The organism is Pseudotabrizicola alkalilacus (assembly GCF_003443995.1).
GTDB classification, from domain to species: domain Bacteria; phylum Pseudomonadota; class Alphaproteobacteria; order Rhodobacterales; family Rhodobacteraceae; genus Pseudotabrizicola; species Pseudotabrizicola alkalilacus.
In genome coordinates, this window is record NZ_QWEY01000002.1 from 535,488 (window position 1) to 556,348 (window position 20,861).

At 65.3% G+C, this 20,861-nt stretch carries 20 protein-coding genes; 16 read left to right on the forward strand and 4 right to left on the reverse strand.

What is annotated here, in order from left to right:
• Positions 1-63: 63 nt before the first annotated feature.
• The 8 genes from pal to folD all read left to right on the forward strand — a co-directional run bounded on the left by pal (position 64) and on the right by folD (position 8,474).
• Positions 64-603, forward strand: coding sequence for a peptidoglycan-associated lipoprotein Pal (gene pal / locus D1012_RS06605; RefSeq protein ID WP_118150519.1), 540 nt, complete (start codon positions 64-66; stop codon positions 601-603).
• 4 nt (positions 604-607) lie between these two features.
• Positions 608-1,456 carry a tol-pal system protein YbgF gene (gene ybgF / locus D1012_RS06610; protein ID WP_118150520.1) on the forward strand — a complete coding sequence of 283 codons (849 nt, stop codon included), beginning with the start codon at positions 608-610 and terminating at the stop codon, positions 1,454-1,456.
• 17 nt (positions 1,457-1,473) lie between these two features.
• Entirely contained in the window at positions 1,474-2,709 is a 1,236-nt protein-coding gene (tilS, locus tag D1012_RS06615; RefSeq protein WP_158569244.1) for a tRNA lysidine(34) synthetase TilS, read from the forward strand.
• 79 nt (positions 2,710-2,788) lie between these two features.
• Positions 2,789-4,696: an ATP-dependent zinc metalloprotease FtsH gene (ftsH, locus tag D1012_RS06620; RefSeq protein ID WP_118150522.1), complete on the forward strand. Its 1,908-nt coding sequence runs from the start codon at positions 2,789-2,791 to the stop codon at positions 4,694-4,696.
• Positions 4,697-4,769: 73 nt separating this feature from the next.
• Positions 4,770-5,369, forward strand: coding sequence for an MOSC domain-containing protein (locus tag D1012_RS06625; protein ID WP_118150523.1), 600 nt, complete (start codon positions 4,770-4,772; stop codon positions 5,367-5,369).
• Positions 5,370-5,500: 131 nt separating this feature from the next.
• Complete coding sequence (locus tag D1012_RS06630) at positions 5,501-7,177, forward strand: formate--tetrahydrofolate ligase (protein ID WP_118150524.1); 1,677 nt, start codon at positions 5,501-5,503, stop codon at positions 7,175-7,177.
• Between the two features lie 90 nt (positions 7,178-7,267).
• Positions 7,268-7,582 (forward strand): chorismate mutase, encoded by a 315-nt coding sequence (locus D1012_RS06635; RefSeq protein ID WP_118150607.1) that lies wholly within the window; start codon positions 7,268-7,270, stop codon positions 7,580-7,582.
• A gap of 1 nt (position 7,583) precedes the next feature.
• Positions 7,584-8,474: a bifunctional methylenetetrahydrofolate dehydrogenase/methenyltetrahydrofolate cyclohydrolase FolD gene (gene folD / locus D1012_RS06640; RefSeq protein WP_118150525.1), complete on the forward strand. Its 891-nt coding sequence runs from the start codon at positions 7,584-7,586 to the stop codon at positions 8,472-8,474.
• Here folD and pdeM read toward each other — a convergent pair.
• Together pdeM and D1012_RS06650 are read right to left on the reverse strand one after the other, a co-directional pair.
• The gene (gene pdeM / locus D1012_RS06645; RefSeq protein WP_118150526.1) at positions 8,471-9,127 is read right to left on the reverse strand and encodes a ligase-associated DNA damage response endonuclease PdeM; all 657 of its coding nucleotides are present in this window, start codon (positions 9,125-9,127) and stop codon (positions 8,471-8,473) included. The genes folD and pdeM overlap by 4 nt on opposite strands.
• A gap of 108 nt (positions 9,128-9,235) precedes the next feature.
• A complete protein-coding gene (locus tag D1012_RS06650; protein WP_118150527.1) occupies positions 9,236-11,629 on the reverse strand; it encodes a ligase-associated DNA damage response DEXH box helicase in 2,394 nt (797 codons plus the stop codon).
• Positions 11,630-11,763: 134 nt separating this feature from the next.
• Here D1012_RS06650 and D1012_RS06655 point away from each other — a divergent pair, with 134 nt between their 5' ends.
• From D1012_RS06655 to D1012_RS06675, 5 genes are all read left to right on the forward strand, one after another.
• Complete coding sequence (locus tag D1012_RS06655) at positions 11,764-12,576, forward strand: TIGR00282 family metallophosphoesterase (protein ID WP_118150608.1); 813 nt, start codon at positions 11,764-11,766, stop codon at positions 12,574-12,576.
• 55 nt (positions 12,577-12,631) lie between these two features.
• A complete protein-coding gene (locus D1012_RS06660; RefSeq protein WP_199489446.1) occupies positions 12,632-14,410 on the forward strand; it encodes an SLC13 family permease in 1,779 nt (592 codons plus the stop codon).
• A gap of 11 nt (positions 14,411-14,421) precedes the next feature.
• Positions 14,422-14,784, forward strand: a complete 363-nt coding sequence (locus D1012_RS06665; protein ID WP_118150529.1) for a hypothetical protein — start codon at positions 14,422-14,424, stop codon at positions 14,782-14,784.
• Positions 14,785-14,795: 11 nt separating this feature from the next.
• Positions 14,796-16,154, forward strand: coding sequence for a phosphohexomutase domain-containing protein (locus tag D1012_RS06670; RefSeq protein WP_118150530.1), 1,359 nt, complete (start codon positions 14,796-14,798; stop codon positions 16,152-16,154).
• Between the two features lie 69 nt (positions 16,155-16,223).
• A complete protein-coding gene (locus tag D1012_RS06675; RefSeq protein WP_118150531.1) occupies positions 16,224-16,964 on the forward strand; it encodes a YebC/PmpR family DNA-binding transcriptional regulator in 741 nt (246 codons plus the stop codon).
• A gap of 43 nt (positions 16,965-17,007) precedes the next feature.
• On the opposite strand, the gene D1012_RS06680 is transcribed toward D1012_RS06675, so the two are convergent.
• Entirely contained in the window at positions 17,008-17,652 is a 645-nt protein-coding gene (locus tag D1012_RS06680) for a sulfotransferase family 2 domain-containing protein (RefSeq protein ID WP_118150532.1), read from the reverse strand.
• A gap of 330 nt (positions 17,653-17,982) precedes the next feature.
• Here D1012_RS06680 and D1012_RS06685 point away from each other — a divergent pair, with 330 nt between their 5' ends.
• Positions 17,983-18,189, forward strand: coding sequence for a cold-shock protein (locus tag D1012_RS06685; RefSeq protein ID WP_101922075.1), 207 nt, complete (start codon positions 17,983-17,985; stop codon positions 18,187-18,189).
• Positions 18,190-18,265: 76 nt separating this feature from the next.
• Here the strand turns inward: D1012_RS06685 and D1012_RS06690 are convergent, their stop codons facing one another.
• Positions 18,266-18,868 (reverse strand): LysE/ArgO family amino acid transporter, encoded by a 603-nt coding sequence (locus tag D1012_RS06690; protein WP_118150533.1) that lies wholly within the window; start codon positions 18,866-18,868, stop codon positions 18,266-18,268.
• A gap of 82 nt (positions 18,869-18,950) precedes the next feature.
• Between D1012_RS06690 and D1012_RS06695 the strand changes: the two genes are divergently transcribed.
• The gene (locus tag D1012_RS06695; protein ID WP_354002026.1) at positions 18,951-19,838 is read left to right on the forward strand and encodes a LysR family transcriptional regulator ArgP; all 888 of its coding nucleotides are present in this window, start codon (positions 18,951-18,953) and stop codon (positions 19,836-19,838) included.
• A 40-nt stretch (positions 19,839-19,878) separates the two neighbouring features.
• Positions 19,879-20,775 (forward strand): DMT family transporter, encoded by an 897-nt coding sequence (locus tag D1012_RS06700; protein WP_233517029.1) that lies wholly within the window; start codon positions 19,879-19,881, stop codon positions 20,773-20,775.
• Positions 20,776-20,861 lie beyond the last annotated feature (86 nt).

Below are 20,861 nucleotides of genomic sequence, written 5' to 3' on the forward strand. Positions count from 1 at the left end.
CACAGGGCGCGCAAACTCTGATAAGATCATGGCCAATCGAGCCAGGAATAAAGGAAACTGAATATGTCGCTTCTTCCCAAGGCCCTTCTCCTTGTCGCTGCCTTTGGGCTGGCAGCCTGTAACAACCCTGACCGTTTTGGCGCTGGTGGTGCCGGAGCGGGCAGCGCAGGGGGCGCGGGCGGCATGAATGGCGGTTTCGTGGACACGACCGGTCTGGGTGATCCGAACAACCCGCAGTCGATCGCCTATTTCAACCAGCGCGTCGGCGACCGCGTGCTGTTCCCGGTGGATCAGCACACGCTGACCGATCAGGGCCGTCAGGTGCTGAGCGGGCAGGCCCAATGGCTGATGACCAACGCCTCTTATGCCGTCATCATCGAGGGCCATGCCGATGAGCAGGGCACGCGGGAATACAACTTGTCGCTGGGCGCGCGTCGGGCGGCTGCGGTGCAGAACTACCTGATTTCGCAAGGTGTTCCTGCGGGGCGCATGCGCACCGTGAGCTATGGCAAAGAGCGCCCGATTGAAGTGTGTTCGACCGAGGCCTGCTATTCGCAGAACCGTCGTTCGGTCACGGTGCTGTCGATGGGCGCGGGGGCGTAAGCGGATGCTGCGTGCGGCCTTTACGGCACTGGTGTTGATGGCGGGGCCTGCGTTTTCGCAGACCAACCCGCAAACGCTGGCGGATATCCGGGCAGAGCTGGGTTCGCTTTCTGCCGCGTTCAACGGGCTGAAGGCGGAGCTGGTGCAGACCGGGGCCGCAGGCGGCGCGCTGGCCGGTGGCTCGGCCCTGCAGCGGATGGATGCGATGGAAGCGGAACTGTCGCGGCTGACCGCGCGGGCCGAAGAGATCGAGCTGCGGCTGAACCGGGTGGTCAGCGATGGCACCAACCGGATCGGCGATCTGGAATTCCGGCTGTGCGAAGTGACTCCGGGCTGCGATATTGCCACCGTGGGCACCACGCCGCTGTTGGGCGGGGATACCGGCGGTGGGGCAGCGGCCCCGGCGCAATCGCCCAATGCGGTGGTGATCGAAGAGCCGACCGGCCCGGTGACGGGCGGGGTAGAGCTGGCGATTGGCGAGCAGGCGGATTTTGACCGGGCCCGGGCGGTGCTCGGTCAAGGTGACTTTCGCACCGCCGCGGACCTCTTTGCGACCTTTACCCAATCCTATCCTGGCTCGCCGCTGAGCCAGGAGGCGCAGTTCAGCCGGGGGGAAGCTCTGGTGCAGCTGGGGGAAACCTCGAATGCGGCGCGGGCCTATCTGGAGTCGTTTTCGGCGAATCCTGACGGCCAGTTTGCCGCCGAGTCGCTGCTGAAGCTGGGGGAGGCGCTGGGTGTGCTGGGGCAGACGCCAGAGGCTTGCGTAACGCTGGCCGAGGTGGGCACGCGCTATCCGGGCAGTCTTGCCGCGACGCAGGCACAGGTGGCGATGCAAGGGTATCAATGCCAGTGAGCGACCCGGACCGGAGTATGCCCGACCTTGATCTGACTGAAAGCGCCCGTCGGGCGCTTTCATTGATTCCGGGGCAGGGTGTCGTCGGGCTGGCGGTGTCTGGCGGCGGCGATTCGATGGCGATGCTGCATCTGATGCAGGCGGTGGCGCAGCGGCCTTTGGCGGTGGCGACGGTGGATCATGGTCTGCGCGCCGCGGCGGCGGCAGAGGCGGCGCGGGTGGGGCAGATGTGCGCCGGGCTGGGACTGCCGCATGAGGTGCTGGTCTGGCAGCATGGCGCGGTCGAAGGCAATCTGATGGCAGCGGCGCGGCGCGCGCGCTATGGCCTGCTGGCCGATTGGGCGCAACGGCAGGGCATTGGCGCGGTGCTGGTGGCGCATACGGCGGATGATCAGGCTGAGACGGTGCTGTTGGGCCTGGCGCGGGCGGCGGGGCTGGACGGGCTGGCGGGGATGCGGCCCCGGTGGCAGCAGGGGGGTGTGGCGTTTCACCGGCCTTTGCTGGCGGTGACGCGGGCGGCGCTGCGCGGGTTCTTGCAGCGGCGCGGGCTGTGGTTTGTGGATGACCCGAGCAATGAGGATCTGGCCTTTGACCGGGTGAAGATGCGGGGCGCGCTGGCGGGTCTGGCTGCTGTGGGGATCACCGCGCCGGGGCTGGCAGCAGTGGCGCGCAATCTGGCGGCGGTGCAGGCCGACCTGCGCGGGCTGGCGGCCGAGGCGGCTGAACGGCTGGTGGGTGAACGGGCGGGCGCGCTGGAGCTGGACCGGGCGGGCTTTGCCGCATTGCCCGACGAGCTGGCGCGGCGGCTGGTGCAGGCGGGGCTGATGTGGCTGTCGGGGGCGGACTATCCACCGCGTGCCGAAGCGCTTGGCCGGATGGTACAGGGCCTGCGCGACGGGCGGGATTGCACGCTGTGGGGCTGCCGGTTGGTGCATCGCAAGGGCTGCGCGCTCTTGCTGCGCGAGCCGCGCGCACTGGGGCCGGACGTGGCTTTGGGCGCGGTGTGGGACGGGCGCTGGCGGGTGACGGGGCCGGGTGCGGGCGTGGTGCGGGCGGTCGGCGTGCAGGGGCTGGCGCAGCTGCCGGACTGGCGCGCGGCGGGGATTGCGCGCGAGGCCGCACTGGTCACGCCGGGGGTCTGGGAGGGTGACCGGCTGCTGGCGGCCCCGGGGCTCGGATCAGGATTAACGTTTGGTAAAGAATTTGCTGCGACATTGACGGCAGGTTTTGGCTTATTCCTGTTATCGCATTGAACCCCGCGCCGTTCTGTCTATCTTAGGAGGCAAGACCGCCGCTCCGTTCGGGCAGGCGGACATGTGAGGAGACGCTTGCGTGGGCAATGCACGAAATATCGCTTTCTGGGTCGTTCTGTTTTTTCTGATCCTGGCGCTGTTCAATCTATTCAGTGGCAATCAGGCCACCACCTCGTCGCGGCAGATCTCCTATTCGGATTTCGTGCAGCGGGTGGATTCCGGGGAAGTGACCAGCGTGGTCATCGACGGCGAACGGCTGCAGGTGCGGGGGCGCGACGGCAATACCTATGCCGCCATCGTGCCGCAGGGCACCGATGTGACCGACCGGCTGGTTGCCGCCGGTGTTGAAGTGCGGGCCGAGGCGCAGCAGCAATCGGGATTTGTGTCGATCCTGATGACCTTCCTGCCGTTCCTGTTGCTGATCGGGGTCTGGATCTTCTTCATGAACCGGATGCAGGGCGGCGGCAAAGGCGGGGCGATGGGCTTTGGCAAATCGCGCGCCAAATTGCTGACCGAAAAGCATGGCCGGGTGACATTTGACGACGTGGCCGGGATTGACGAGGCCAAGGAAGAGCTGGAAGAAATTGTTGAATTCCTGCGCAACCCGCAGAAATTCAGCCGTCTGGGCGGCAAGATTCCCAAGGGTGCCCTGCTGGTTGGCCCGCCCGGGACAGGTAAGACCCTGCTGGCCCGCGCAATTGCCGGTGAGGCCGGGGTGCCGTTCTTTACCATCTCGGGCTCTGATTTTGTCGAGATGTTCGTGGGCGTCGGTGCCAGTCGGGTGCGCGACATGTTCGAACAGGCAAAAAAGAACGCGCCCTGCATCGTGTTTATCGACGAGATCGACGCTGTGGGCCGTGCCCGTGGCGTTGGCATCGGCGGCGGCAATGATGAACGTGAACAGACGCTGAACCAGCTGCTGGTCGAGATGGACGGTTTTGAGGCGAATGAGGGTGTGATCATCGTCGCCGCCACCAACCGCAAAGACGTGCTGGACCCTGCCTTGCTGCGTCCGGGCCGGTTTGACCGCCAGATTCACGTGCCGAATCCTGACATCAAAGGGCGTGAGAAGATCCTGGGCGTTCATGCCCGCAAGGTACCTCTGGGGCCGGATGTTGATCTGCGCACGATTGCGCGCGGCACGCCCGGATTTTCGGGCGCCGATCTGATGAACCTTGTGAATGAGGCGGCTTTGATGGCCGCGCGTATTGGCCGTCGCTTTGTTGCGATGGACGATTTCGAGAATGCCAAAGACAAGGTGATGATGGGGGCCGAGCGTCGCAGCATGGTGCTGACGCAGGACCAGAAGGAAATGACCGCCTATCACGAAGCTGGCCACGCGGTTGTAGGGATGGCTTTGCCGAAGTGTGATCCGGTCTACAAGGCAACGATCATTCCGCGCGGCGGTGCTTTGGGCATGGTGATGAGCCTGCCGGAGATGGACCGTCTGAACTGGCACCGCGATCAGTGCGAACAGCGCATCGCGATGACTATGGCCGGAAAAGCCGCAGAGATCATCAAATGGGGCGAGGATTCGGTGTCGAATGGCCCTTCGGGCGACATCCAGCAAGCCTCGGCTCTGGCGCGCGCCATGGTGCTGCGCTGGGGGATGTCGGATGTGGTCGGCAATATCGACTATGCCGAAGCGGCTGAGGGCTATTCCGGCAATACCGGCGGGTTCTCGGTGTCGGCCGAAACCAAACGGTTGATCGAGCAGGAAGTGAAACGCCTGATCGACGAAGGCTATGAGACCGCACGGCGTATCCTGCTGGAGAAGAATACCGAGTTCGAGCGGCTGGCGCAGGGTCTGCTGGAATATGAAACCCTGACCGGCGACGAGATCAAAAAGGTGGTTGCCGGTGAAAAACTGGGCGGCGGCGATGATGCCGACAAGCCGGCTTCGGGTGGGGGGCTGACGGCCATTCCGTCGATCCCGAAGCTGAAGCCGAAAACCACTGGCGGGCTGGAGCCGGAGCCGACGGCCTGACATCTGGTTGATGTGACATACCCCCGGAGCCTGACGGCGCCGGGGGTTTTCATTTGCGCAAAAGGGGTGGGCAATGGCGGCTTTGAAACCGACCGGCTTTGTGGGGCGGATCGTCTGGCTGGGCGTGGTGCCCGACCGGGCGCGGCAGTTGCAGGCAGAGCCGGTGGCAACGTTGCGCGCGCATTTTGACGGGCCAATGGGCGAGGCGCATGGCGGGCTTACGCGGCCTGCATGCAGCCGGGTCAAGGCGCTTTATCCGCGCGACACGGTGATCCGCAACACGCGGCAGTTTTCAGTGATGGGGGCAGAGGATCTGGCGCAGATCGCGCAGCGCATGGGGCTGGCGGCGCTGGACCCGGCGCTGGTGGGCGCGACGATGGTGATCGAAGGCCTGCCGGATTTCTCGCATCTGCCGCCGTCGTCACGGTTGCAGGGCGCGGCGGGGGCGACGCTGGTGGTGGATATGGAAAACCGCCCCTGCGTGCTGCCCGGCAAACCGATCGAGGCGACGCATCCCGGCTTTGGCGCCAGGTTCAAGACGGCGGCCAACGGACGGCGCGGCATCACCGCCTGGGTGGAGCGGGAAGGGGTTTTTAGTCTGGGAGAGGCGATTTCCTTGTATGTCCCCGACCAGCCGGTCTGGGCGCATCTGGCCGACGCACGGCGCGGATAGCGGTTTGCGGCGCGTTAGCGGCGATTTTTTGCAGGCGACAGGTCGGAAATGCCTGTGTCGCGAGCATTTGCCCCGGTAACACTGGGCCCAAGCGCCGCAAAAAGGTGCAAGCCTGACCCTGGGAGAGAGACATGGCACTACCATCCGATATCGAGATCGCCCGCGCGGCGAAAAAGCTGCCCATTCAAGGGATCGGCGCGAAACTGGGAATACCTGAGGCCGATCTGCTGCCCTATGGCCATGACAAGGCCAAGGTCGGGCAAGGCTTTATCGCCTCTTTGCGGGGCCGTCCCGATGGCAAGCTGATTCTGGTGACCGCGATCAACCCGACCCCGGCGGGCGAGGGCAAGACCACGACGACGGTTGGGCTTGGCGACGGGCTGAACCGGATCGGCAAGCGCGCGGTGGTCTGTATCCGCGAAGCCTCGCTTGGCCCGAATTTCGGTATGAAAGGTGGCGCTGCGGGTGGCGGCATGGCGCAGATCGTGCCGATGGAAGAGATGAACCTGCATTTCACCGGCGATTTCCACGCGATCACCAGCGCGCACAACCTGCTGGCGGCGATGATCGACAACCACATCTACTGGGGCAATACGCTGGACATGGACGCGCGCCGCATCGTGTGGCGGCGGGTGATGGATATGAACGACCGCGCCTTGCGCGATGTGGTGACCAGCCTTGGCGGCGTGTCGAACGGCTATCCGCGCCAGACCGGGTTTGACATCACGGTGGCGTCGGAGGTGATGGCCATTCTGTGCCTCGCCCGGGATCTGGACGATCTGGAACGGCGGCTGGGCGATATCGTGGTGGCCTATACCAGCGCGAAAACCCCGGTGACGGCGCGCGACCTCAAGGCCGATGGCGCGATGACGGTGCTGCTGAAAGACGCGATGCAGCCCAATCTGGTGCAGACGCTGGAGAACAACCCGGCCTTTGTGCATGGCGGCCCGTTTGCCAATATCGCGCATGGCTGCAACTCGGTGATCGCCACCACGACCGCGCTGAAGCTGGGCGAGTATGTGGTGACCGAGGCCGGGTTCGGTGCCGATCTGGGGGCGGAAAAGTTCTTTGACATCAAGTGCCGCAAGGCGGGCTTGCGGCCAGCGGCGGCGGTGATTGTCGCCACGGTGCGGGCGATGAAGATGAACGGCGGTGTGGCCAAGGCCGACCTTGGGGCCGAGAATGTGGCGGCGGTGCAGGCAGGCTGCCCCAACCTTGGCCGCCACATCGCCAACGTAAAGGGGTTTGGCGTGCCGGTGGTGGTGGCGATCAACCATTTCACCACCGATACCGAGGCCGAGGTCCAGGCGGTCAAAGACTATGTGGCGGCGCAGGGGGCCGAGGCGATCCTGTGCAAACATTGGGCCCAAGGCAGCGCGGGGATCGAGGATCTGGCGCGCAAGGTGGTGGATCTGGCCGAAAGTGGCGTTGCCGATTTCGCGCCGCTGTACCCTGACGACATGCCGCTGTTTGCCAAGATCGAGACGATTGCCAAGCGGATCTATCACGCCGGGGCGGTGGTGGCCGACAAGGCGGTTCTGGATCAGCTGAAAGTCTGGGAGGCTGCGGGTTACGGCGCTTTGCCGGTTTGCATTGCCAAGACGCAATACAGTTTTACCACCGATCCGACCGTGCGCGGCGCGCCGGTGGGCCATACCATCCCGCTGCGCGAGGTACGGTTGTCGGCGGGGGCGGGGTTTGTCGTGGCGATCTGCGGCGAGATCATGACCATGCCCGGCCTGCCCCGGGTGCCGAGCGCAGAGGTGATCCGGCTGAACGCGGATGGCGATGTCGAAGGTCTGTTCTGAACGGCTGTCACGGTCGCTCTGAGGCAAATCCCCGCGTTGCCCTTTGTCGGGCGGCGCTTTATGTCGGGGCATCTGAACGGGAAGGGTCTTATGCGCAAACCTGCCGAGTGTGAAACCATGGTCCACATCCGGGCCGAGATTGACCGGCTGGATGAAGCGCTGGTCCGGCTGCTCGCCGAACGTGCGGGCTATATCGACCGCGCCGCCGAGATCAAGGCCGAGGTGGATCTGCCTGCGCGCATCGGCTCGCGGGTCGAAGAGGTGGTGACCAATGTGCGCCGCCATGCGACAGCCTATGGCCTGCCGCCCGAGCTGGTGGAAAAGCTGTGGCGGCGGTTGATCGACTGGTCCATCGCGCGCGAGGAAAACCGGCTTGGCCCGGATTCGATGCGAAAGGACGGGTGAGATGTCAGCAGTGGTGATTGACGGCAAGGCCTTTGCCGCGGGTGTGCGGGCGCGCGTGGCGTCCCATGTGGCGCGGCTGTCCGAAGAGCATGGCGTTGTGCCGGGGCTGGCGGTGGTGCTGGTGGGGGAAGACCCGGCGTCACAGGTCTATGTCCGCAACAAGGGCGTGCAGACGGTCGAGGCCGGGATGATCAGCTTTGAGCACAAGCTGGCGGCGGATACGTCAGAGGCGGATCTGCTGGCGCTGGTACGCGCGCTGAATGCCGACCCAAAGGTGCATGGCATTCTGGTGCAGCTGCCGCTGCCGGGGCATGTGAACGCCGATCTGGTCATCAACACGATCGACCCGGCCAAGGATGTGGACGGGTTCCACATCTCGAACGTCGGGCTGCTGGGGACCGGGCAAAAGGCGATGGTGCCCTGCACGCCGCTGGGTTGTCTGATGATGCTACGGGCCTATCACGGCTCTTTGGCGGGAATGACGGCGGTGGTGGTCGGGCGGTCCAACATCGTGGGCAAGCCGATGGCGCAGCTTTTGCTGGGCGACAGCTGCACGGTGACGATTGCGCATTCGCGCACCCGCGATCTGGCGGCGGTGTGCCGGGGCGCGGATATTCTGGTGGCCGCGGTCGGCCGGCCAGAGATGATCAGCGGAGATATGGTGAAACCGGGTGCCACGGTGATTGACGTCGGCATCAACCGGGTGGAGCGCGACGGCAAGACCCGCCTGGTCGGCGATGTCGATTTTGCCTCTGCTTCGGCAGTGGCGGGGGCGATCACGCCGGTGCCGGGCGGGGTGGGGCCGATGACCATCGCGTGCCTCTTGGCCAATACGCTGACGGCCTGCTGCCGGGCGCATGGCCTGCCCGAGCCGGAAGGTCTGACCGCTTAGGCCCGGCGCGGCATCGGGATGGCGCGGGCGACCGCGCCGCCACACAAGATCGCCAGTGCGCCGGGCTGCAGCAGCCCGGTCAAAGCCGGATCATGGCACCACAGCCCGCCGGTATAGGTGCCAAAGGCGGGCAGGATCAGCCGGGCGCGGTCCGCCAGAAAGCAGCGCCAGACCTTGCCCGCCAGCCGCGCCTTGGGGTGGTAATGGCCCGAGACCTCACCCTGCGCGCCCGGTTCGGCGATGTGGCGGAACACCAGCCCGCCCAAGAGCACCTCGGCCCGGTGGCTGCCCGCAATCTCCAGCGGCCCGGCGTCGTGGTTGCCCGCGATCCAGATCCAGTCACGCCCTGCGATCAGCCGCGTCAGCCATAGCCGGTCGGCCTCGTCCAGCCCGTCCAGACTGGCGGCATCATCAAAGCTGTCGCCCAGACAGATCACCGAGCGCGCCCCGGTGGCCTCGATCTCGGCCTCCAGCCGCAACAGCGTTTCTCGCGTCTCATAGGGCGGCAACAGCGCCCCGGCGCGGCGGGCCAAACGCTCCGATTTACCAAGGTGCAGATCCGATACGCACAAAAGCTGACGCTCCGGCCAAAACAGCGCGCCGGACGGGCGGGCGATCAGCGACTCTGTGGCAAGGCTAAGGGCAAGGCTCATGCCGCCTGATCTGCCCGTGCCTCGTCGCCAAGGCAATCCCCCCTTGCGCATTGCTGCTTTCGAAATACTCCCGCCGGAGGCGTCCCACAGTTCCGCAAGCGCATGGCGTCAGGCCAGTCCCGCCGCTTCCATCAACCGCCGGGCCGCGTCTTCGGCCAGCCGCTCGCGGCCTGCGCCTTGCACCGGGATGCGGCCGGGTTCGAGGAAGAGCGGTGCCGACAGCGGCGACAGGCGGGGCAGGCGGCGGGTCTCGATCCGGCCCGAGACACGGGCGAGCAGGTCTTCGATGCGGGAAAAGTCGATCAGCCCGCGCATCGCCTCTTCGCGGGTGATCTGCAGCAGCAGGTGGTCGGGATCGTATTTGCGCAAGGTGTCGTAGAGGATGTCGGAGGAGAATGTCGCTTGCCGCCCGGATTTGCGGCGGCCCTGATGGCTGCGTTCGATCAGACCGGCGATGATGGCGCTGGCGCGGAAGGTGCGTTTCATCACGGCGTTGCCCGCCAGCCAGGTCTCCAGCCCGTCCTGCAGGGCGTGCAGGTCGAACAGGGGCGCGGCATCCTCAACCGCGTCGATTCCCCAGATCAGGGTGGCGTAATCGGTGGCGACAAAGCCAAGCGGGGCGAGGCCCGCCTCTTCCATCGCTTTGGTCAACAGCAGGCCCAGGGTTTGCTGGGCGTTGCGACCGGCAAAGCCGTAGACCACCAGATGCTCGCGCCCGTCATGGGGGAAGCTTTCGCAGAGCAGGGTTTCGGCATCGGGCAGGCGTGACACCTCGCGCTGGAGGCTGAGCCATTGCGCGGTGTGGGCGGGCAGGTCGGACCAGCGCTCTTGTTGGAATATGTCAAGAATCCGCTGGGTGAGCAGGGTGGATGTGGCGAATTTTGTGCCATTGAACACAGCGACCTTTGGATCGCGGCCGGGCTGGTTGGTCACCTCTACCGTCATTTCGCGCAAGCCTTCATAGCGCACCACCTGCCCGCCGATCAGAAAGGTGTCGCCGGGGGTGAGGGTGGCGGCGAAGGATTCCTCGACCTCGCCCAGCGGTGTGCCGCCGAAGCGGTTTTTCAGCCGCACCTTCAGGGTCTCGATGTCGATGATGGTGCCAAGGTTCTGGCGGATCACCGCTGCCGCGCGCGGGTCGCGCAGGTGCCACAGGCCGCCGGTCTGTTTCAGCCGCTGCCAGCGGTCATAGGCGCGCAAGGCGTAGCCGCCGGTGGCGACGAAATCGAGCGTGGCGTCAAAGGCCGGACGGGTGAGGGCGGCATAGGGGCCTGCTGTGATCACCTCGGCATAAAGCTGACCTGCGTCAAACGGGCCGGAGCAGGCGGTCAGCAGGATGTGCTGGCACAGCACGTCACGCGGGCCGGGGCCGCGGGGTTCACCATCCAACGTGCCGTCGCGTACGGCATCAAGGGCGGCTTTGCACTCCACCACCTCAAAGCGGTTGGCGGGGAGCAAGAGCGCCTTTGACGGCGCGTTGTAGCGGTGGTTGGCGCGGCCGATGCGTTGCACGAGGCGCTTGACGTTTTTCGGCGCGCCGACCTGAATCACCAGATCGACATCGCCCCAGTCGATGCCAAGGTCGAGGCTGCCGGTGCAGACGATGGCGCGCAATTGGCCGGCGACCATCGCCGCCTCCACCCGTTCGCGCTGTTCCCGCGACAGGCTGCCGTGGTGGATGCCGATGGGCAGGTCTTCGGTATTGGCGAGCCAGAGGTCGCGGAAGAACAGCTCGGCCTGCGCGCGGGTGTTGTGAAAGATCAGGGTGGTGCGGTGCTGTTTGACCTGCTCCAGAATGGCGACCATGGCATAGCGCCCTCCGCCCCCCGCCCAAGGGGGCGGCGTGTCTGTTTCCAGCATCTGGATATCCGGCGGCGGGCCGGGATCGGCGAGCAGGATGCCGGTATCGGGGGCGAGAAAGCGGGCGAGGGCGGGCGGGTCTTCGACCGTGGCGGACAGGCCGACGCGACGCAGGCCGGGCGACAGGCTTTGCAGCCGGGCGAGCAGCAGCGTCATCTGGTCGCCGCGCTTGGATTCGGCAAGGGCGTGGAGTTCATCCAAGATCACCCGTTGCAGGCCGGCAAAGATGCGCGGCGCGTCCTCATAGGACAGCAGCAGCGCAAGCGATTCCGGCGTGGTCAGCAGGATATGCGGCGGGTCGGCGCGCTGGCGGCGGCGCTGGGTATAGGTGGTGTCGCCGGTGCGGTCCTCGACCCGGATCGGCAGGTTTGCGCCTTCAATCGGCGTGCGCAGGTTGCGGCGGATGTCGGCGGCGAGGGCTTTGAGCGGGGAAATATAGAGCGTGTGCAGACCCTTGGCCGGGGTTGCGGTCAACTCGGCCAGGGTGGGCAGGAACCCGGCGAGGGTCTTGCCACCGCCGGTGGGCGCAATCAGCAGGGTGGCGGGGTCGCGCGCGCGCGCCAGCATGTCCCACTGATGCGGATGCAGGCTCCAGCCCTTTTCGGTGAACCACTGCGACAAGGCGGGGGGGAGGGTGTCCATGCGGGCAAGGTAGCGGGGTGGGGGGCGGCGTCAACGCTGCAAAGGGAGGCAGTTGGCAGGGCGGTGGAGCGGGCGCTCAAAGGCCGCGCTGATTTTGCTTGAAGGCGGGTGCGCCGGGGCCTAATCGGTTGGGCATGCGAATGCTTTTCCTTGGCGATGTGATGGGCCGGACCGGGCGCGCGGCGATTGCCGAGCGGTTGCCGGGTTTGCGGCTGGAATGGAACCTCGATTTCGTGGTGGTGAATGGCGAAAATGCCTCATCCGGCGCGGGTCTGACGCCGGAGCATGCGAAACTCCTGCTGGCGGCGGGGGCGGATTGCCTGACGCTGGGGGACCATGCCTTTGACCAGAAGGACATGCTGTCGTTCATCGAGCAGGAGCCGCGGATCATCCGGCCGATCAACTTCAGCAAGGTGGCACCGGGCAAGGGCTGGCGGGTGTTTAACGCGACCCAAGGGCGCAAGGTTCTGGTGGCGCAGGTGCTGGGGCAAGTGTTCATGAAGCGCCCGTTTGACGATCCGTTTTCGGCGATTGAACAAGTGCTGAAATCGCATCCGATGGGCGGCATGGTGCAGGCGGCGATTGTCGATGTGCATGCAGAAGCTACCAGTGAGAAAATGGCGATGGGGCATTGGTGTGACGGGCAGGCATCCTTGGTTGTCGGCACCCATACCCATGTGCCCACCGGCGACGGGCAGATCCTGACCGGGGGCACCGGGTATCTGACCGATGCGGGCATGTGCGGCGATTACAATTCGGTGATCGGGATGGAAAAGCTGGAGCCGTTGCGCCGCTTTATCACCGGCATGCCGAAAGCGCGGTTCGAGCCTGCGGGCGGGCCTGCCACGCTGTCGGGGGTCTATGTCGAGACCGATGACCGCACCGGCAAGACGCTAAAGCTGCGGATGATCCGGGTTGGCGGGCGGCTGGAAGAGGCGCGGGTGTGAGGTGTGGCCAAAGGCTTGAGCCAGAGGCTGCGGTTCGGATCAGGCAAGGGGTATGATGGTGGGGTTTGAGCTGGATCAGGCGGTACAGGCCTATGTCGCGCTGGCGATATTGGCGGGTATGTTGGCGCTGTTCGTAAAAGAAACCTATCCGGTCGAGGTGACGGCCATCGGCGGTGCGTGTTTGATGCTGGTGCTGGGGATTTTGCCACAGGACGATGCGGTGAATGCGCTGTCGAATGCGGCCCCCTGGACGATTGCGGCGATGTTCATCATCGCGGGCGGGCTGGTGCGGACGGGCGCGCTGGATTCGGCCACGCAATACGCGCTGCGCTATGTGAAAACGCATCCGAAAACGGCGCTGGTGGTGATCTCACTCGGCGTGATCAGCATGTCGGCATTCATGAACAACACGCCGATCGTGGTGGTGATGATCCCGGTGTTCATGCAGATCGCGCGGCAATTGTCGCTGTCGCCGTCGCGGCTGATGATTCCGCTGTCCTATCTGGCGATTCTGGGCGGGACGATCACGCTGATCGGTACCTCGACCAATATCGTGGTGGATGGTGTCGCGCGCGAGCGTGGGCTGGAGCCGTTCGGGATATTCGAGATCACGCCGCTGGGCATTGCGGCGTCACTGGTCGGAATGACCTATCTGGCGCTGTTTACCAAGCGCCTTCTGCCAGACCGTGACAGCATGGCGATGATGCTGACCGACCGCAGCCGGATGAAGTTCTTCACCGAGGTCGCCGTGCCCGAGGACAGCCCGATCATCGGGGCGAGGGTCGATGCGGTGGGGTTGTTCAAGCGCGACAACATGCGGGTGGTCGATGTGTTGCGCGGCGATGCGTCGTTGCGCCGTCAGCTGGCCGAAGTGGAGCTGGAGGTCGGGGACCGGGTGATCTTGCGCACGCCGATGTCAGAGGTGCTGGCGCTGCAGGAGTCGAAAGAGCTGCGGATGGTGGACAAGCTGTCGTCGGTCCAGACCTCGACGGTAGAGGTGCTGATCACGCCGGGTTGCGCGATGGTGGGGCGGTCTTTGGGCAGTTTGCGGCTGCGGCGGCGGTACGGGGTGTATCCGCTGGCGGTGCATCGCAAGAACCAGAACATCGGGCGGCAGCTGGATGATCTGGTGGTGCAGGTCGGCGATACCCTGCTGCTGGAGGGCGCGCCGGCTGATATTCAGCGGCTGGCGGTGGATATGGATGTGGTCAATATCTCGGAACCGTCGGACCGCGCCTATCGCCGCACCAAAGCGCCGATTGTCGTGCTGGTGCTGGCCGGGGTGGTGGGGTTGTCGGCGCTGAATGTGGCCCCGATTCTGCTGCTGGCGATGATCGGCGTGGGGGTGGTGCTGCTGACGCGCTGCATTGATGCGGATGAGGCATTCGGCTTTGTCGATGGCCGGCTGATGGCGCTGATCTTTGCCATGCTGGCCGTGGGCGCAGGGCTGGAGCATTCGGGCGCGGTGCAGCTGATCGTTGATCTGGTGTCCCCGTTCATGCAGGGTCTGCCGCCGTTTCTGCTGATCTTTGTGGTCTATTCGCTGACGTCGATTCTGACCGAGATTGTGTCGAACAACGCGGTGGCGGTGATCCTGACGCCGATTGTGATCGGGCTTGCGGCGCAGATCGGGGTTGATCCGAGACCGTTTGTGGTGGCAGTGATGTTCGGGGCTTCGGCCTCTTTTGCGACGCCGATCGGCTATCAGACCAACACTCTGGTCTATGGTCCGGGCGGGTACCGGTTCAGCGATTTTCTGCGGATCGGTCTGCCGCTGAATGTTGTCATGATGGTGGCGATCTCTGGCTTGATCCCGCTGTTCTTTCCGTTCTGAAGGGAAACCTGATGCGTAAACTGTTGCTTTGCCTTGCCCTTGCGGGCTGTGTCGGCGGGGTGCCCGGCAACCCGGTGCCACAGGCGGCGCGGCTGTCAGCCGAGGTGTTGACGCTGACCCTGTCGGATGGCACGGTCTGCCGCGCGAACTGGGTGGCGGCCCCGGTCGGGCGGATGGAAGGGTGCGGGCCGGGGTACGGCTATGCGGTGCGGGTGATCGACAACCCCAACTTCCTGCGCCAGATCTGGACCGGGTTGACATCGGCACTGGGGGCCGAGGGCGCGGTGGCGCCGCTGGCCGAGGTGGTGATCACCGATCCGGCGGGCGTTGACCGGGTATTTGCCTCGCCACCCCCTGTGAAGGACGGATTTTAAGGACGGATTTTATGGCACCTAAATTTGGAACAAGTGGTCTGCGCGGGTTGGTCACGGAACTGACGCCTGAGCTGGTGGCGGACTATACGCGCAGCTTTCTGGCGGTGTGCCCGATGGGCACGGGCCTGTGGGTCGGGCGCGATCTGCGCGACAGCTCGCCCCAGCTGGCGGAAGAGGTGATTGCGGCAGCGCGGGCCGAGGGTGTTGCGGTGACCGATTGCGGCGCTGTGCCGACCCCGGCACTGGCGATGGCGTCGATGGCGGCGGGGGCGGCGGCGATCATGATCACCGGCAGCCACATTCCGGCGGACCGCAACGGGCTGAAATTCTATGTGCCGGATGGCGAGATCACCAAGCGCGACGAGACGGCGATTCTGGCCGGTCTGGGCCGGGCATCGGCGGGGCTGACGGCGGCGCGGCGCGGCACCTTTCAGGCGACGGGCGACTGGGCGGCGCGCTATCGCGCGGCCTATGGTCTGGCGCTGGAGGGGATGAAGATCGGGGTCTGGGCACATTCGGCGGTCAGTCGTGAAGGCATGGTCGCCTGTCTGGAGGCGCTGGGCGCGCGGGTGGCGGTGCTGGGCCAGTCCGAAGACTTCATCCCGGTCGATACCGAAGCGGTGCCCGCCGATGTGCGCGCGCAGTTCAAGGTCTGGGCGGATGGTCTGGATGCAATTGTCTCGACCGATGGCGATGGCGACCGGCCCTTGGTCGCGGATGCCACCGGGCAGATCGTGCCGGGCGATGTGCTGGGCCAGATCACGGCGGCTCTGGTCGGGGCCGCGGTGGTGGTGACCACGGTGTCGGCCAATACTGGCGTGGATCTGTCGGGCCGGTTCGGTCAGGTGGTGCGGACCCGCATCGGATCCCCCTTTGTGATTGCGGCGATGGAAGCGGCGGGCGGGCGCGTGGTCGGCTACGAGCCGAATGGCGGCTTTTTGCTGGGCTTTGATGCCGAGGGGCCTGAGGGGCCATTGCCGCGTCTGATGACGCGTGACAGCCTGCTGCCGATTGTGGCGGCGCTGATCGAGGCAAAACGGGCCGGGTCGCTGGCCGCGCGGGTGGCCGAGGAACCGGCGCGCTTTACCGTGACCGACCGGCTGGAGCATGTGCCGGTAGAAGCGTCGCAGGCGCTGCTGGCAGAGCTGGGCGATGGCGGGCTGGCCGGGTTTGTGGCGCCTATGGGCGTGGTGGCGTCAGTTGACCGCACCGACGGGCTGCGCGCCACGCTGGAGGGCGGCGGGATCGTGCATCTGCGCCCCTCGGGCAACGCGCCGGAGTTCCGGGTTTATGCCGAGGCCGAGACGGTCGGGGCGGCGCAGGCGCTGATGGCGCAGGCCTTTGCACAGGTCAAGGCGCGTCTGGGCTGAGCCTTGCAGGGGGCGTGCGCGCTGGTGTAAGGGAACCCAACACGCAAGAGACGGGTAGGAGTACGGGTCATGGCTGGCCATTCAAAATGGGCAAACATCCAGCATCGCAAGGGCAAGCAGGACAAGCTGCGCTCCAAGATGTTTTCCAAGCTGGCGAAGGAAATCACCGTCGCCGCCAAGATGGGCATGCCCGACCCCGAGATGAACCCGCGCCTGCGGCTGGCGGTCAAGGCCGCGAAATCGGTGTCGATGCCCAAGGATGTGATCGACCGCGCCATCAAGAAAAGCCAGATGGGCGATGGGGCGGATTACACCGAGATCCGCTATGAAGGCTACGGCGTCAACGGCATCGCGATCATCGTGGAGACGATGACCGACAACGTGAACCGCACCGCATCAAACGTGCGGTCGTATTTCAGCAAGGCGGGCGGCAATCTGGGCACCACCGGATCGGTGGCGCACAGCTTTGACCGGGTGGGCGAGATCTCCTATCCGGCGTCTGTCGGCGATGCCGACACGGTGATGATGGCGGCACTGGAGGCCGGGGCCGATGATGTCGAGTCCGATGAGGACGGCCACTGGATCTACTGCTCGGTCGAAGCCTTGAACGAGGTGTCGGATGCGCTGGAAAAATCGCTGGGCGAGTCGATCGAATCGAAGCTGATCTGGAAGCCGCAGACCCTGACCGAAGTGGATCTGGACACCGCGCAAAAGCTGATGCGGTTGATTGATCTGCTGGAAGAAGATGATGATGTGCAGACTGTGACGCATAATTTTGACATCCCCGAGGACGTGGCGGCGCAGCTGTAAGCTGCGCCTGCTCTGGGTGCCTGCCGCTGGTGCTGGCGCGCGGTCAGACGCTGCGCTGGCGCAGCCGCGCCATCCCGGCGGCGTTGATCGCGTCAAGCTGGTCATACAGCGCGAAATCTGCCGCGTAATGCGCGCGCACCGCGTCGCGCAGATCGGCGGGGATCGCGGCGGCCTCGCGCCCGATCACGCTGACATTCAGCCGGGGTACGGTGGCGCTGATCCCCAACGCGGCCAGCACCTGCGGCAGCATCGCGTCCAGCTGGTGATAGGGGATGATCACATCGGCCAGCGGTTTGCCGCCTGCGTCCAGAAAGATGCGGCCCTGTGAATAGGGCTTGCCGGTATGGTCAAACACATTCCAGTCGGCGGCCTGCCAGAATTCGGCAAAGCTCATGTCAGGGGGCAGCGGGGCCTCGACCTGATTGCCTTTGCGGTAGCGGAACCACGACAAGATCCAGTCCAGCGGGTCACGCATGACGCCAAAGCGGAAGAAGCTGTCGAACTCTTTGCCGGGCGTGTCGAACAGCGCTTTGAAATCGTGACGGATCTTTGCAAGCGGCAGGTGCTTGCCCTTTGGTCCGGGCGGGCTGGAAATCTCGGCGTGGTCGGCGAGAATTGCCTCGATCGAGGTGGATGCCGCCTTGGTATTCGCGACGAAGAGGAACTTGTGCTTTACACTGATCAGCATTCGGGATCCGCTGTTGCCCGACAGCCCACAGTGGCCCGCCGTTTACCGGCTAAATCGCCTGATTTGGCGGGATGATCAAGTGTTTCATGGCAGGGCGCACCGGGTAAGCGCAGGTCTGCGTCAGGGGGCGGCGGAGCGGTGGTTCTTTGGGCCGGATGGCTTTAATTCGGCAAGGCCCTTGTCAGGACGGGACAAATAGGGCATATAGGGCAGGCAAAGCTTCTTCTCTTTCGGTCTTCTGTCTGCTTCGGCCCACAGTCACACGATCTAGACGACTCTCGGCCGGGCCACCGCATGTTGTGGGTGGCGCATACTACAGGAGATCTCACGATGGCTAATGGCACCGTGAAATGGTTTAACGCAACCAAAGGCTTCGGCTTTATCGCACCAGAAGGCGGCCAAAAAGACGTGTTCGTGCACATCACCGCGCTGGAACGCGCTGGTATCCGTGCTCTGAACGACGGTCAGGCTGTGACCTTCGATCTGGAACGTGACCGCAATGGTCGCGAATCGGCGACCAACCTGGCTCTGGCCTGATTTATCAGGTCTGATCCTTCGGTCAGACATTTGAAACGGGGGTGGCGTAAGCCGCCCCCGTTTTGCATTTGGGGGGTCAAGCCCCGGCAATCAGTGCGGCAGCGATGAGCCACATCGTCGTGCCGATGATCAACTCCAGCCAGACCCAGGCGCGCGGGTTGGCAAACAGCGGGGCCAGCAGGCGCGCACCAAAACCAAGCGCGGTGAAAAACGCAAAGCTGCCGGCAATGGCCCCGGCGCCAAAATGCCACTGCTGCGGCGCATATTGCGCCGAAATCGCGCCGAGCAGCACCAGCGTATCCAGATAGACATGCGGGTTGGCCCAGGTCAGCACCAACACCGTGGCAAGAGTGCGGCCAAGGCTGGTGGAGTTGCCCTGCGCCGGGCGCAGCGCCTCGCCCCCCTTGAGCGCCGCGCGGAAACGCAGAGCGCCATAGGCGATCAGAAAGGCCGCCCCGGCATAGAGCATGGCGGTCGTGATCCACGGCGCCAGCGCCGCAAGAGTGCCAAAGCCCGCCACCCCGGCGGCGATCAGCACCGCATCGGACAGGGCACAGGCCAGCACCACGGGCAGAACATGATCTCGCCGCAGGCCCTGACGCAGGACAAAGGCATTCTGCGCGCCGATGGCGGCGATCAGCGACAGTGAGGTGAGGAATCCGGCGACAAGGGCGGTCATAGGCGGGGCCTTTCGATGCTGGCTTGACTTAGACCGGGGCAGGTGGATCAATCCAGATCATCTTTCTGATGATGGATAAGCTGTGCTGATCTTTGATTCCTTGCAACTGGCCGCTCTGGCCGCGGTGCACCGGCGCGGGTCTTTCGACCTTGCCGCCGCCGATCTGGGCATCACGCAATCGGCGGTGTCGCAGCGGCTGCGAGCGCTGGAGGAACGGGCGGGCACCCTGCTGATCCGGCGGGGTAGCCCGAGTGTGGCGACCGGGGCGGGGCTGCGGCTGATCCGGCACTTCGATGAGGTGGTGCTGCTGGAGCGGCAGTTGGCCGAGGATCTGCCGGGGGTTCAGGCGGGTGCGGTCAACCTGCGTATTGCCGTGAACGCCGACAGTCTGGCGACCTGGGTGATGCCAGCGCTGGTGCAGGTGCCTGGGGTGCTGTTTGATCTGGTGATTGATGATCAGGATTTCAGCCAGGACTGGCTGCGGCGGGGTGAGGTGGTGGCGGCGGTGACCGCTCATGCCGGGCCGCTGCAGGGCTGTGACACGCTGCCCTTGGGCGCGCTGCGCTATCGGGCAACGGCCAGCCCCGGCTATATGGCGCAGTGGTTTCCGTGCGGGGTGACGGCTTTGGCATTGTCGCGCGCCCCCGCGCTGACTTATTCCGACAAGGACAGGCTGCAGGCGCAATGGGTGGCGGCGCAGGGCTTTGGTGCGGGTACCTTGTTTCCCAGCCACCGGATCGCCTCGACTCACGGATTTGTCGATGCCTGCCTGTCGGGTCTGGGGTGGGGGCTGAATCCCGAGCCGCTGGTGGCGTCGCATCTGGCGGCGGGCCGGCTGGTGGAGGTGGTGGCGCAAAGCCCGCTGGATGTGGCGCTGCACTGGCAGTTTGCGCGGCTGACCGCCCCTGCCATCACGCCCCTGACCCGCGCGATGCGCGCGGCGGCGGCGCAGATGTTACGGTTACAATAAGCCGCTTGTCTCTGCCCGGTGCGCACCGCAGGTTGCGCGCATGAATGCGCCAAGACCTGCCGACACCCCCGTACAGGCGATCCTGTGGATGCTTGCCTCCGGCCTCAGCTTTGTCGGGGTAACGGGGATCGTGCGCTATCTGGGCACGGACCTTCCGGCGGCGCAATCGGCCTTTGTCCGCTTTGGTTGGGGGGTGGTGTTTCTGGCACCGACCTTGGTCCCGATGCTGCGCGGCGGGCTGCCGGGCCTGTATCTGCCGCTGCATCTGGGGCGCGGGCTGGTGCATGTGGCCGCGGTTGTGTGCTGGTTTTACGCGATGGCCCGGATCCCGGTCGCCGAGGTGACGGCCATCGGCTATCTGAACCCGGTGCTGCTGACGCTGGGCACGGTGGTGTTTTTCGGCGAGCGGCTGTCGCTGCGGCGGGTGCTGGCGATTGGCGTGGCGCTGATCGGGGCGCTGATCGTGCTGCGCCCCGGCCTGCGCGAGGTGACGGATGGCCATATCGCGCAGATCTGCGCGGCGGTGTTTTTTGCCGGGTCATATCTGTTCGCCAAACGACTGTCGATGGTGGCCAGTGCCGGGCAGATCGTGGCCATGCTGTCGCTGGTGGTGACTTTGGCGCTGGCCCCATGGGCGCTCTGGGTCTGGGTGCCGATGAGTCTGGCGCAACTGGCGTGGCTGGCGGTGGTGGCCGCTTGCGCGACAGCGGGGCATTACTGCATGAGCCGCGCTTTCGCCGCTGCTCCGATTGCGGTGTCGCAGCCGGTGGTGTTTCTGCAACTGATCTGGGCGGCGTTGTTGGGCTGGGCCGTGTTTGGCGAGGCGGTGGATCTGTTCGTGCTGATCGGCGGCGCAGTGATCGTGGGGTCGGTGAGCTATATCACCTGGGCCGAATCGCGAAAGCGGCGGCGCGACCTGGTGCCCGAGGTGCTCTAGGCCCCGGCGTGGAGGGGGCGCTGCCCCCCGGCTTTGCCTCCCCCCGGAGGGGCTCCGAGGAGACGCGCGGCACGCGCGCGACGAGA